This window comes from Aureimonas mangrovi, from assembly GCF_014058705.1.
Classification (GTDB): Bacteria; Pseudomonadota; Alphaproteobacteria; order Rhizobiales; family Rhizobiaceae; genus Aureimonas; species Aureimonas mangrovi.
The window spans coordinates 2,589,744-2,601,759 of sequence record NZ_CP059692.1 but is presented as its reverse complement, the minus strand read 5'-3'; the positions used below and the strand labels follow the sequence as shown (position 1 = coordinate 2,601,759).

Here is a 12,016-nt window from a genome sequence, read left to right as displayed (position 1 = left end):
GGCGATGCGCCGGCGGGGGGCGACGTCGTCAGAAGCTCGCGTTCAGGCTCGCCCAGAAGCGGCGTCCTTCCACGACGGTGTTGTAGTCGTCGGGCAGAACCTCCTCGTCGAAGAGGTTGTAGATCGTGCCGTTCAGCGTGAAATTCTCGTTGATCTGGTAGGAGGCGCCGATGTCGGCGGTGAAGTAGCCGTCGTAGCGGCGCGCCACGACGTCGCCGTCCTTGTTGCGCACCGGGTCGCCGTTCGAGCCAATGCGAAGCCCGGCATTGATCTGCTCGCCCTCGTAGAAGCCTGCCGCGAAGGCCGTGAGGCCTTCGATCGGGGTCAGCCAGTCGACGCGCACATTGGCGGTATGCTCGGGCGTGCGGGTCAGCGCCAGCCCGTCATACTCGCCGCCTTGCTGCTCGGAGTCCGTGTAGGTGTAGCTTCCGAGCACCGAGATCGTGTCCGTCGCCTGGAAGCCGAGCGTCAGCTCGACGCCCTGGATGATCGCCGATTCGATGTTGAAGACGCGGAACAGCGTGTAGTTCGGGTCGAGGTCCCAGCGCGCGAAGGAGCCATCCGCGTTGTAGACGCGATCGTTGGCGATCTTGTCCTTGAAGTCCGTGTAGAAGAATGTCGCGCCGGCGGTTAGGCCCGCGAGATCGTCGAAGAGGACGGCCGCCTCGAAATTGGTCGAGGTCTCGGGATCGAGATCCTCGTTCGAGACGATGACCCCGCACGGGTTGCGTCCGCCCAGCTGCTCTGCCGGACCGTAGAAGCAGCCGCCGCCGCCCGTCGTGTAGGCATAGTCCGGCGTGATCGAACGAATGTCCGGCGCGCGGAAGCCTGTCGAGACGCCGCCCTTGAATGTCCACATGTCGAAGGGGCGCCACACGCCGTAGAGACGCGGCGCGAAGTTCTCCTCGTAGACCTCATGGTAATCCATGCGCACGCCGCCCGTGAGGGCGAACGTGTCCGTCACCTGCCACTCGTCCTCGAGGAAGAAGGCGTACTGGTAGAGCGAGAACTCCTCATCCTCTCCGGTGCGCCGACCCGGATTCTGGTCGGTCAGTTCGTTTTTGATGTATTGCGTGCCCAGCGACAGGCGGTGGCCGCCGAAAGCATCGAAGGGAACGACCGTCTTCAGGTCGCCCACCGTGTTGACGATCTCAGGTGAACGCGGGTTCTCGATGAAGGCCCCGCTGATCCGGTCCTCGTTGCGATAGGTACGCTCGCCCCATTCGCGCTGGAGCGATGCCGTCACGTCGCCCCAGCCGAAGACGCCGTCATAGTTCGCGCGCAGATGGTCGCGGTCGTTGTCCTGGATGCGCCCGAGCGTTCCTTCGGCCTGCGTGCGTCCGGCCGTGGCCGTCTGCTCGAGACGTGTCATTCCGCCTTCGAGGAAGAAGCGGTGGTCGAGATTGGGTGCGTAGGTCAGGCGTGCAGTGAGGTCGCCTTCCTCGCGCTCCGTGTCGCCGGCGATCAGCCGGTCCTCGCCGCGCTTGTAGCCGCGGCTCCAGACCTGCAGGCCGAGGATGTCCTCCATCAGCGGCGTCGAGGCATAGAGCTGGACCTGGCCGGAATTGCCGTGGCGCCCGCTGCCCTGTGCCGTGCCCTCGATCGTCACCGAGCCGCTGGGCTCTGACGCGACGGCGCGGGTGATGATGTTGATGACGCCGCCGACCGCGTCCGAACCGTAGAGCGTGGAAGCCGGGCCGCGCAGCACCTCGATGCGCTCGATCGCATTCAGAGGCGGGATGAAGCTCTGCTCGAAGCCCGCCGAACCGTTGACGCGCGAATCGCGCGTTCCCTGCCGCACGCCATCCACGAGGATGAGCGTGTACTGTCCGGGCAAGCCGCGGATCGAGATGTCGCGCTCGTTGGCGACGCCCGTGACAGACACGCCCTGGACGTTGCGCAACGCGTCGGTCAGGTCGCGGAACTGGCCGCGGTCGAGGTCCTCGCGGGTGACGACGGAAACCGAGGCCGGCGCGTCGGCAACGGACTGCTCGAAGCCTGCGGCGGTGACGACGACCGTGTCGAGCGTGATGGCGAGGCCGTCGGCAGCGATGCCGTCGTCGGTCTCCTCGATCGGAGCCTCTGTCTGGCCGGGCGCCGTCTGCACCGTCTGAGCAACGGCGGCGCCGCTCGACAGGGCCATAAGGGAGACGCCAAGAAGCGCACTCGCGATCGTTGGATGAAGGACGCGGTCCGCGCGCATGGTCGAAATCCCCTCTGGAGTTCAGGCCGCCCCCCGGCGGCAAAGGATGAACTACGGAAAGGTGATTGACCGAGTCAACAAAAATGGTGGTGGCGACAAAACATTGGAATCAGTCAAAAAAACGTGGCCGCCCTGCGCTGCCATCGTTAGGGTGCGCCCGGTTTTCGGCATCAAGGGGGAAACGGGTTGAAGGTAATCGACCGGACCGAGGAAGAGCAGGCGGGGGTGCTCAGTCTCGAAGAGGCCGAAGAGATCGTCGATCTCTTGTCCGAGGTCGGACGGACGTTCAAGGCCAATCTGCGCAGCCTGCCCAACAGTCCGGCCGCGGCGCTCTCCATGCCGCAGCGCGACGTCCTCAAGATCATCGGCCGCCGCCCCGGCGTCACGCCGGCGGGAATATGCGAGCGGACCAGGCGCGACAGGGGACAGGTGACGCGCCTCACTCTCGAACTCGAGGAGGCGGGGCTGATCCTGAGAACGCGCTCGACCGAGGACAGACGCTCTGTGCTCCTGACGCTTTCAGACCGTGGCACGGAACTCTTCGCGCAGATGCTGGTGCGGCGCGCCGACCTTGCGCGCACGATGCTCTCCGGCCTGACGGTGTCCGAGGTGCAGGAACTGAAGGAAAAGCTGCGGCGCATGCGCGGCGTGATGCGAGGCTTCGCAGGCAGGCCGCGGGCCTCCTGAGAGCATTCGCAAGGGTCTCAAGACACCGCGCTCTCGCCTTCGTAACGCTCCCATCCGGCCGGGCGCAGATGCTCCTGCGGCTGGAAGCGGATCTTGTAGTCCATCTTGCGCGAACCCTCGACCCAGTAGCCGAGGTAGAGATACGGCAGGCCGAGTGTACGCGTGCGCTCGATATGGTCGAGGATCATGTAGGTCCCGAGGCTGCGATGGGCCTCGTCCGGCTCGAAGAACGAGTAGACCATCGACATGCCGTCGGCCATCACGTCCGACAGGGCGACGGCGGTCAGTGCGCCGTCAGAACGCTCGGAGAAGGCCGAGTCCGGGCCGCGCCGCCGGTACTGGATCGTGCGCGTGTCGACCGGGCTGTCCTCCACCATCATCGAATAGTCGAGGACGCTCATCTCCGACATGCCGCCGCCCGTGTGGCGCGTCTCGAGATAGCGGCGAAAGAGCGCGTACTGCTCGGTGGAGGCCGCCGCACCCGACATGCGCCCTACGAGGTCCGAGTTGCTGGCGAGAACGCGGCGCATGGAGCGCGTGGGGCGGAACTCGTCGACGAGGATGCGCACGGAGACGCAGGCCCTGCAGCGTTCGCAGGCCGGGCGATAGGCGATGTTCTGCGAGCGGCGGAAGCCGCCTTGCGTCAGGAGATCGAGAAGCTCGGGCCCGCGGTTGCCGGCCAGGTGCGTGAAGACCTTCCGTTCGAACTGGCCCGGCAGATACGGGCACACCGATGGCGAGGTCAGGAAGAACTGCGGGGTCTGGGAATGAACGGTCATGCGCGCCCGCACCATTTCGCCCCGCATCCGAAAGCTGGCGGGGCCTCCAGCAATCTGGCGCAAAGCGCGGGTTGGGGGAAGGTACCTCCTCGCTTTGCGAGCGCCTGAATCTCGACGCGCGACGCTCAGCCGCGCCGGCGCACCGCCACCGTGCCGAGAAGATAGTCGTGCAGCGTCTGCTTGCGCTCGGTGAACAGCGCGACGAGCAGCACAAGCGGCGTCAGCACCGTGACGGAGGCCCAGAACAGGACGGCGTGGAGCACGGCGTAGACCGGGTCGATCGGCTGGCCGTCGAGGCGCACGAAGCGGATGCCGCAGGCGCGCATGCCGGGCGTCGCCTGGCGGTCGCCGCCGAGCGTGAAGCCGACATACAGGATCGCGATCGCCGGCAGGAGGAAGGCGTAGAGGCCCCAGCCGAGCCCGAGCGTCACGATGCCGAGAAGCGCGATGACGATCGCGGCCGGGATCGAGAGAACGAGGATCGCCAGATAGTCGAACAGGAAGGCCACGATGCGCCGCGAGCGCGTTCCCGCCAGCGCGCGGCTCTCGTCGAGGGCATAGGCGGTGTTGCCTGCGGGCATCGTCATCGTCGTCTCCGGTCGGAACTCTTGAGTCATGTGGCTTCAGATGGTGATGCCACGCCCCGCTCGCAACGCCGTCAACTGCGCAGGCGCTCGGCCGCGCGCGGCGCGAAATAGCTGAGGACGCCGCTCGCGCCCGCCCGCTTGTAGGCGCCGAGCGTCTCCATCATCGCCGCCTCCGCGTCGATGAAGCCGCGTTCGGCCGCCGCCATGATCATCGAGTACTCGCCGGATGTCTGGTAGGCGAAGGTCGGCAGGTCGAGTTCACGTGCGAGCCGCGACAGGATGTCGAGATAGGGCAGGCCGGGCTTGACCATGATCATGTCCGCGCCCTCGGCGATGTCCTGGCGCGCCTCGCGCAGCGCCTCGTCGGAATTGCCGAAATCCATCTGGTAGGTGCGCTTGTCGCCCTTCAGCGCGCCCGACGAGCCGACCGCGTCCCGGAAGGGGCCGTAGAAGGCCGAGGCGTATTTGGCCGCATAGGCCATGATCATCGTGTCGGTGAGGCCCGCCCCGTCCAGCGCATCGCGGATGCAGGCGACGCGACCGTCCATCATGTCGGACGGTCCGATGATGTCGCAGCCGGCCTCGGCCTGCACCAGCGCCTGCCGGCACAAAATCTCGACCGTCTCGTCGTTGACGATGCGTCCGTCGCGCACGATGCCGTCATGGCCGTGGCTGGTGTAGGGGTCGAGCGCGACGTCGCACAGGACGCCGACGCCCGGCACGGCGGCCTTGATGGCGCGCGTTGCGGAGCAGACGAGGTTGTTCGGATCGAGCGCCGCGGAGCCGCGCTCGTCGCGGTCAGCGGCCTGCGTATAGGGGAACAGCGCGACGACCGGGATGCCGAGGTCTTCCGCGCGGCGTGCCGCTTCCACGCAGCCCTCGACCGACAGGCGGTCGACACCCGGCATGGATGAGACGGGCTCGGCAGCGCCCGCTCCCTCGCGCACGAAGATCGGCCAGATGAGATCGTCGGTGCGAAGCTGCGTCTCGCGCACGAGCCTTCGCGACCAGTCGTTCTGGCGCAGCCGGCGCATGCGCCGCCCGCCCGTCGCCGCCGTCACCTTGCGCGTGATGTCGCCGATGCCGCCGTCGTTCATGAGCCCTGTCCCGCTGTCGTCTTTCATCGGCCTTGCGTCTACAGCATCGGCGCGGCGGACGGAAAGCCCGTCTCGGAGTGACCAGGTCCTTCAAGATTGATTGAAAATCGAGTCGCATCGCGGGATCGATGATATAGCGTCCCGCACCCGAGGTGGCGGCACCTTCCGCCAGCCAGCGTGAGACCATGACGATCGAGATCGACGGAACAGGACCCGATAGGACGCTGAACGGCAGGCTGACGCTCTGGCTCTATCGCGTGGCGGCGCTGGCACTGTTCGGCCTCGGCCTTTTCTACTGGGTCCGGCTCGTCGGCATCTATGGCGGTTCGCTCTGGCGCTTCGACCTGATGCCAACCCAGTGGAAGACGGCGGCGGCCGCGCTCGCGGTCCTGTGTCCTGTCGCCGGCGTCGGCCTGTGGATGGCGGTGTCCTGGGGCGTCGTCGTCTGGGTGATCGTGGCCTTGGTCGAGGCCGGAATCGCCTGCGGCTTCGGCGCGGAGGCGCAGATGAACGGCGTCATCGCCATCGCCCACGGTCTCGGCCTTCTCGTCTTCGCCGGCCTGCGCCTCAACGCCTGGCTCGGCGGGCGCCGCGCCGTGAAGGTGTAGAGAAACTTAAGCGGCGATACACTTCGCGTTAGGCAAGACTTTGATCTGCTTCGAGTAACGGCCCATTAAGGCTGGGTTTTAAGTCGAATTTTAGAGGCCCCGCGTAATTTCGGTCCCAAGATGGAGCACCAAAGAGAACGCTCCACAAAGCAACAGTAGGGGCCGTTACTATGATCAATCAGCAGCTCAAGCGTGAAGACGTCGCCGGTACCGACAAGGTCGATCTGAAGTCGCTGTATCTGGAGACGCTCCAGCTCGTCGAGCGCCTTCACCGCCGTCTGCTCGACGTCATCAAGGACGAGTTCGACCGCGCCGGCCGCACCGACATCAACGCCGTGCAGGCGCTGCTGCTTTTCAATATCGGCGACTCGGTGCTCACCGCCGGCGAGCTGCGCACCCGCGGCTTCTATCTCGGCTCGAACGTCTCCTACAATCTGAAGAAGCTGGTCGAGCTCGGCTTCATCAATCACCAGAAGTCGCGGGTCGACCGCCGTTCGGTGCGCGTCTCGCTGACGCCAGAGGGTCTCGCCATCGCGGAGATCGTCGCCGAGCTCTACGAGCGCCACATCGGCTCGATCGACAAGGTGGGCGGTCTCGACGAGCAGGAATTCCAGAAAATGAACCGCTCGCTCCAGCGTCTCGATCGCTTCTGGAACGATTCGATCATGTATCGCCTTTAAGAGGACAGACAGCAGCCGGCGAGCCTCCAGCCGCCGGACCCACATCGGCCTCCGCACCCTTCGTCCAGGGTCCGGGGGCCGACTGCATTTCAGGGGAGGGGAACGACCGGCGCCGGCGTTGCCGAGAGGTCACAAGAGCGTCCAAAGACATGCGACGCCAGGCACTTCCCACGCTTTGGCCATAATGCCGTGGCTACGACGAAGCTGCGCGCGTGCGGTATCACGCGACCGTGCGCGCATGATTTCCGGGTTGTTTACCACGCTGCGCCCAAATAGGCGTCAGGTTCGGCCTTGTCCGAAATTTCAAGGGGAAGATCATGAACGACGGCAAGTCGGCGAACGGGCGCTCGCAAATCTCGCGCCGTCATTTCGTCACCAGCGCTGCGGCTCTGGCCGGCGCCGCCCTTCCGGGAGCGGCCTTCGCCCAGTCGGCGCTGGACGGCCTCCTCGCCGCGCCCTCGCGCGGCGGCTGGAACGACCAGTTCGATACGCGTGGCGCCAGCTCGCACGACGTGACGAGCTACCAGCCGATCTTCTCGCAGAACACCGTGATGGCGATGCAGGGCGCCATCAATTCCTACAACCAGATCGTCATGTCCGGCGGCTGGCCGATGGTGCCCGAGCAGGGCACGATGAAGCTCGGCGTTCAGGGGCCCGCCGTACAGGCGCTGCGTGAGCGCCTTGCCATCTCCGGCGATCTGCCGCGCTCGGCCGGCAACGGCCAGGCCTACGACAGCTATGTCGAGGGCGCGGTGCGCCGCTTCCAGGCGCGCCACGGCCTGCCGGCCGATGGTGTCGTCGCCGAACACAGCTTCGCTGCACTGAACGTGCCGGCCAATATCCGCCTTGGCCAGCTCCAGACCAATATCAGCCGCGTGCAGGCGGTCCAGCCGGCGTCGGGCCGCTCGGTCACGGTCAACATTCCGGCCGCCTTCGTCGAGGCGGTCGAGAACGGCCGCGTCGTGCAGCGTCACACCGTCGTTGTCGGCAAGGTCGACCGCCAGACGCCGATCCTCGATTCGCGGATCACGAACCTCAATCTCAACCCATACTGGCATGCCCCGGCCTCGATCGTGCGCAAGGACATCATCCCCCTCATGCGCAACGATCCGACCTATCTCGAGCGCAACGAGATCTACATCTACGCCTCCGACGGCTCGGTCATTCCGCCCGAGACGATCGACTGGAACACCGAGGAAGCCGTGCGCTACCTGTTCCGGCAGGAGCCGGGCCGCAACAACGCGATGTCGTCAGTGCGCATCAACTTCCCGAACCCGCATGCGGTGTTCATGCACGACACGCCGCAGCAGAGCACGTTCTCGCAGCTCATGCGCTTCGAATCGTCGGGCTGCGTGCGCATCCAGAACGTGCGTGATCTCATCGTCTGGATCGCGCGCGACACGGGCTGGGACCGGGCGCGAATCGAGCAGCAGATCGCCTCGCGCCAGCGCCAGGACATCGATCTCGCCAACCCGATCCCGCTGCACTTCTCCTACATCACCGCCTGGGCGACGGACCCGACGGTCGTCCAGTTCCGCGACGACATCTACCACCGCGACGGTTCGCAGCAGCTGGCGATGTCCGATGCGGCGCCCGCCGCCTATCAGCCGGGCGAACAGGCCTACGCCGACCTGCCGTTCTGATCGATCGGTTCAGGCACGAAATTCGAGGGCCGGCGGAGCGATCCGCCGGTCCTTCCTTTTCCCGCTTCGGTTGGCGTAAGTGACGCTTCCATGATAGAGCGCGCGCGAGTTCGCGCTGAACGTTCGAGGTTGGCGCGTTGGGCGCCCGAGAGCGCGCGTTACGGAGCACGACCCATGTCCGAGGCCCCCGCCATCCAGCCGCAGGCACCCGCCGACACCTTCTTCTCCGGCGGCATCGCCTCCGGCGACCCCGCGCTCTTCGCGGCGATGAAGGACGAGCTGCACCGTCAGCAGCACGAGATCGAACTGATCGCGTCCGAGAACATCGTCTCGCGTGCCGTTCTCGAGGCGCAAGGCTCGGTGCTGACCAACAAGTATGCCGAGGGCTACCCCGGCCGGCGCTACTACGGCGGCTGCCAGTTCGTCGACGTCGTCGAGCAGCTCGCGATCGACCGCGCCAAGGAGCTTTTCTCCTGCGGCTTCGCCAACGTCCAGCCGAACTCCGGCAGCCAGGCGAACCAGGCCGTGCTGTTCGCGCTCTCCAAGCCGGGCGACACGCTGCTCGGCATGAGCCTCGATGCCGGCGGCCATCTGACGCACGGTGCCAAGCCCAACCTGTCCGGCCGCTGGTTCAACGCGGTTCAGTACGGGCTCGACGTCGAGACCGGCCTGATCGACTACGACCAAGTGGCGGCCCTCGCGCAGGAGCATCGCCCCGCGATCGTGATCGCTGGCGGCTCGGCCTATTCGCGCCGGATCGATTTTGCCCGCTTCCGCGAGATCGCCGACAGCGTCGGCGCTTATCTCTGGGTCGACATGGCCCACTTCGCCGGTCTGGTGGCGGCGGGCGAGCATCCGAGCCCGTTCCCGCACGCCCATGTCGCGACCTCGACCACGCACAAGACGCTGCGCGGCCCGCGCGGCGGCCTCGTCCTCACCAATGACGAGGACATCGCCAAGAAGATCAATTCGGCGATCTTCCCGGGCCTGCAGGGCGGCCCGCTGATGCACGTCATCGCCGGCAAGGCGGTGGCCTTCGGCGAGGCGCTGACGCCGGCCTATCGCTCCTACATCGCGGCCGTCGCCGAGAATGCCCGCGTTCTGGCCCAGACAGTGCGCGAGGGCGGCCTCGACATCGTCTCCGGCGGCACGGACACGCATCTGATGCTGGTCGATCTTCGCCCGAAAATGTTGACGGGCAAGGCCTCGGAGGCCGCGCTCGAGCGCGCCGGCATCACCTGCAACAAGAACGGCGTGCCGAACGACCCGCAGAAGCCGACGATCACCTCCGGCATCCGCCTCGGCACCCCGGCCGCGACGACACGCGGCTTCGGTCCGGCCGAGTTCCGCGAGGTCGGCCAGCTCATCGTCCAGGTTCTCGACGGGCTGAAGGCTGCGAACTCGGACGAGGGCAATGCGGCGGTCGAGCAGTCGGTGAAGGAGCGCGTCGTCGCGCTCACGAGCCGCTTCCCGATCTATCCGAGCCTCGGCTGACGCGTCTTGCGCTGCCCCTATTGCGGCTCGCAGGACAGCCAGGTGAAGGATTCGCGCCCCGCTGAGGACGGGGCCGCGATCCGTCGCCGGCGCGTCTGCCCGGACTGCTCCGGCCGCTTCACCACCTTCGAGCGGGTGCAGCTGCGGGACCTCAGCGTCGTCAAGCGCTCGGGTCGTCGCGTCCCGTTCGACCGTGACAAGCTCGCCCGCTCGGTGCAGACCGCGCTGCGCAAGCGCCCCGTCGAGGGCGAGCGCGTGGAGCGTATGATCTCCGGCATCGTGCGCCGCCTCGAACAGACGGGCGAGGCGGAGGTTTCCTCCAACGATATCGGCCTTCTGGTGATGGAGGCGCTGCGTGGTTTCGACGACGTCGCCTATGTGCGCTTCGCTTCCGTGTATCGCGACTTCCGCGAGGCGGGCGATTTCGGCGACATCCTGAACGAGCTTGCCACGCGCCCGACCTTGCCGATCGAGCGCGAGGACGAGGAGTGAGCGCCAGCGAAACGGATCGGCGCCTGATGGCTGCCGCCATCCGCTATGGCGAGCGCCACGCGGGGCTCACCGGCACCAACCCGTCCGTCTCGACCCTCGTCGTTCGCTTCGATGAGGGTGGCCCGCGCATCGTCGGGCGCGGCGTCACCGCGCTCGGCGGCCGGCCCCATGCCGAGACGGTGGCGCTTGCAGAGGCGGGCGAACTGGCACGCGGCGCGACGGCCTATGTCACGCTGGAGCCCTGCGCCCATCACGGCCGCACGCCGCCTTGCGCGGAGGCGCTGGTCGCGGCGGGCATCACGCGCGTCGTCTCGGCGGCGGCCGATCCCGATCCCCGCGTCGATGGCAAGGGCCACGCGATCCTGCGCACCGGTGGCATCGAGGTGGTGCCCGGCGTGATGGCGGCCGAGGCCGCGCGCTCGCTCTCCGGCTATCTCACACGCCACCGCCTGAACCGCCCGGAGGTGACATTGAAGATGGCGCTTTCGGCGGACGGGATGATCGGCGCGCGCGGGCGTGGCCAGGTCGCGATCACCGGCGCCGTCGCCAACGCGCAGACCCATCTGGTGCGCGCGCGCTCGGACGCGATCCTCGTCGGCGTCGGCACGGTACTGGAGGACGACCCGGCGCTCACCTGCCGCCTGCCGGGCCTCACCGAGCGCTCGCCGATGCGCATCGTGGTCGATCCGCGCCTCGATACGCCGGTTTCGGCACGCCTTGCCGAGGAAGCGCGCGCGATCCCGACCCATCTTGTCGCCTCCTCCCATGCCGACGAGGAGCGGCGCCGCGCGCTGCGCGAGGCCGGCTTCGACTTCTTCGCCGCCGAACCGGACGAGAAGGGCCGCGTGGCACTGCCCGAACTTCTCGACGATCTCGGCGCGCGGGGCGTCTCGACCATTCTCGTGGAAGGGGGCGCCGCGTTGGCTCGCAGCTTCCTGGAGGACGATCTCGTGGACAGGCTGACGCTCGTCGTCGCCCCCTGCACCGTGGGAGAGGACGGCGTGCGCGGGCCGATCGGGCTGGCGGAAGCGTCCGAGCGTTTTTATCTGACGCGGGAGGTGCGGTTCGGCGACGACCGCTGGTACGAGTTCGAACGGAAAGAGGGCTGATGTTCACCGGGATCGTCACCGATATCGGCCATGTGGAGCATGCCGAGACGCTCGCCGAGGGCCGGCGCTTCCGCATCGCCACGGCCTACGATCCGGCCGGGATCGAGATCGGCGCCTCCATCGCATGCGCCGGCGTCTGCCTCACGGTGACCGCGCTGCCGGAAGCGGGCGCCAACGCGCGCTGGTTCGAGGTGGAGGCTTGGGAGGAGGCCCTGCGGCTGACGAGCGCCGGCGTCTGGGGGGAGGGCACCTCCCTCAATCTCGAACGCGCGCTCAAGGTCGGCGACGAACTCGGCGGCCATCTCGTGTCCGGCCATGTCGATGGTCGTGCCGAGATCGTCTCGATCGAGGACGAGGGGGAGGCGCGCCGCTTCCGCCTGCGCGCGCCGCCCGAGCTTTCGCGCTTCATCGCTCAGAAGGGCTCGGTCTGCCTCGACGGCACCTCGCTCACAGTCAACGGCGTCGAGGACGATGTCTTCGACGTCCTCCTCATCCGGCACTCATTGGCCGTCACGACCTGGGGCGAGCGGCAGGTTGGCGACACGGTGAACCTTGAGGTTGACCAGATTGCGCGTTATGCCGAGCGCCTGTTCTCGGCCGCCCCTGCGGCCTGACCGAATTTTCTCAATGCGATGAT

13 protein-coding genes are annotated in these 12,016 nt (G+C 67.1%); 9 read left to right on the top strand and 4 right to left on the bottom strand.

The features are described from left to right. Positions 1–28: 28 nt before the first annotated feature. The gene (locus tag H1343_RS12550) at positions 29–2,203 is read right to left on the bottom strand and encodes a TonB-dependent receptor domain-containing protein (RefSeq protein ID WP_185983222.1); all 2,175 of its coding nucleotides are present in this window, start codon (positions 2,201–2,203) and stop codon (positions 29–31) included. Between H1343_RS12550 and H1343_RS12545 the strand changes: the two genes are divergently transcribed. Further along, complete coding sequence (locus tag H1343_RS12545) at positions 2,202–2,393, top strand: hypothetical protein (RefSeq protein WP_185983221.1); 192 nt, start codon at positions 2,202–2,204, stop codon at positions 2,391–2,393. The two genes, H1343_RS12550 and H1343_RS12545, sit on opposite strands and share 2 nt — an antisense overlap. After that, on the top strand, positions 2,390–2,890 hold the full coding sequence (locus H1343_RS12540) for a MarR family winged helix-turn-helix transcriptional regulator (RefSeq protein ID WP_185983220.1): 501 nt from the start codon (positions 2,390–2,392) through the stop codon (positions 2,888–2,890). Before H1343_RS12545 ends, H1343_RS12540 begins: the two co-directional genes overlap by 4 nt. Before the next feature lie 17 nt (positions 2,891–2,907). Here H1343_RS12540 and H1343_RS12535 read toward each other — a convergent pair whose 3' ends face one another. The 3 genes from H1343_RS12535 to hemB form a co-directional block, all read right to left on the bottom strand. After that, complete coding sequence (locus H1343_RS12535; RefSeq protein WP_185983219.1) at positions 2,908–3,669, bottom strand: arginyltransferase; 762 nt, start codon at positions 3,667–3,669, stop codon at positions 2,908–2,910. Positions 3,670–3,794: 125 nt separating this feature from the next. Continuing rightward, entirely contained in the window at positions 3,795–4,256 is a 462-nt protein-coding gene (locus H1343_RS12530; RefSeq protein WP_185983218.1) for an RDD family protein, read from the bottom strand. A gap of 71 nt (positions 4,257–4,327) precedes the next feature. Further along, entirely contained in the window at positions 4,328–5,353 is a 1,026-nt protein-coding gene (gene hemB, locus H1343_RS12525; RefSeq protein ID WP_246333035.1) for a porphobilinogen synthase, read from the bottom strand. Positions 5,354–5,538: 185 nt separating this feature from the next. On the opposite strand from hemB, the gene H1343_RS12520 reads away from it, so the two are divergent. From H1343_RS12520 to H1343_RS12490, 7 genes are all read left to right on the top strand, one after another. Further along, positions 5,539–5,961 carry a DUF6163 family protein gene (locus H1343_RS12520; protein ID WP_185983216.1) on the top strand — a complete coding sequence of 141 codons (423 nt, stop codon included), beginning with the start codon at positions 5,539–5,541 and terminating at the stop codon, positions 5,959–5,961. A gap of 170 nt (positions 5,962–6,131) precedes the next feature. Next, positions 6,132–6,641, top strand: a complete 510-nt coding sequence (gene ldtR / locus H1343_RS12515) for a transcriptional regulator LdtR (RefSeq protein WP_185983215.1) — start codon at positions 6,132–6,134, stop codon at positions 6,639–6,641. A 317-nt stretch (positions 6,642–6,958) separates the two neighbouring features. Further along, complete coding sequence (locus H1343_RS12510; RefSeq protein WP_185983214.1) at positions 6,959–8,284, top strand: L,D-transpeptidase family protein; 1,326 nt, start codon at positions 6,959–6,961, stop codon at positions 8,282–8,284. Positions 8,285–8,458: 174 nt separating this feature from the next. Further along, complete coding sequence (gene glyA / locus H1343_RS12505; RefSeq protein ID WP_185983213.1) at positions 8,459–9,778, top strand: serine hydroxymethyltransferase; 1,320 nt, start codon at positions 8,459–8,461, stop codon at positions 9,776–9,778. A 6-nt stretch (positions 9,779–9,784) separates the two neighbouring features. Further along, entirely contained in the window at positions 9,785–10,270 is a 486-nt protein-coding gene (gene nrdR / locus H1343_RS12500; protein WP_185983212.1) for a transcriptional regulator NrdR, read from the top strand. A 26-nt stretch (positions 10,271–10,296) separates the two neighbouring features. Then, positions 10,297–11,379: a bifunctional diaminohydroxyphosphoribosylaminopyrimidine deaminase/5-amino-6-(5-phosphoribosylamino)uracil reductase RibD gene (gene ribD / locus H1343_RS12495; protein WP_246333617.1), complete on the top strand. Its 1,083-nt coding sequence runs from the start codon at positions 10,297–10,299 to the stop codon at positions 11,377–11,379. Beyond that, positions 11,376–11,993: a riboflavin synthase gene (locus H1343_RS12490; RefSeq protein ID WP_185985641.1), complete on the top strand. Its 618-nt coding sequence runs from the start codon at positions 11,376–11,378 to the stop codon at positions 11,991–11,993. The genes ribD and H1343_RS12490 overlap by 4 nt, the downstream gene beginning before the upstream one ends. The last annotated feature ends 23 nt before the right edge of the window (positions 11,994–12,016 follow it).

Excerpts from the sequence above, each read along its gene's own strand:
- H1343_RS12545 (WP_185983221.1), top strand. The coding sequence starts at position 2,202 with ATGGTCGAAATCCCCTCTGGAGTTCAGGCCGCCCCCCGGCGGCAAAGG.
- H1343_RS12550 (WP_185983222.1), bottom strand. The coding sequence starts at position 2,203 with ATGCGCGCGGACCGCGTCCTTCATCCAACGATCGCGAGTGCGCTTCTT.
- H1343_RS12535 (WP_185983219.1), bottom strand. The coding sequence starts at position 3,669 with ATGACCGTTCATTCCCAGACCCCGCAGTTCTTCCTGACCTCGCCATCG.
- H1343_RS12530 (WP_185983218.1), bottom strand. The coding sequence starts at position 4,256 with ATGACGATGCCCGCAGGCAACACCGCCTATGCCCTCGACGAGAGCCGC.
- hemB (WP_246333035.1), bottom strand. The coding sequence starts at position 5,353 with ATGAACGACGGCGGCATCGGCGACATCACGCGCAAGGTGACGGCGGCG.
- H1343_RS12520 (WP_185983216.1), top strand. The coding sequence starts at position 5,539 with ATGACGATCGAGATCGACGGAACAGGACCCGATAGGACGCTGAACGGC.
- ldtR (WP_185983215.1), top strand. The coding sequence starts at position 6,132 with ATGATCAATCAGCAGCTCAAGCGTGAAGACGTCGCCGGTACCGACAAG.
- H1343_RS12510 (WP_185983214.1), top strand. The coding sequence starts at position 6,959 with ATGAACGACGGCAAGTCGGCGAACGGGCGCTCGCAAATCTCGCGCCGT.
- glyA (WP_185983213.1), top strand. The coding sequence starts at position 8,459 with ATGTCCGAGGCCCCCGCCATCCAGCCGCAGGCACCCGCCGACACCTTC.
- ribD (WP_246333617.1), top strand. The coding sequence starts at position 10,297 with ATGGCTGCCGCCATCCGCTATGGCGAGCGCCACGCGGGGCTCACCGGC.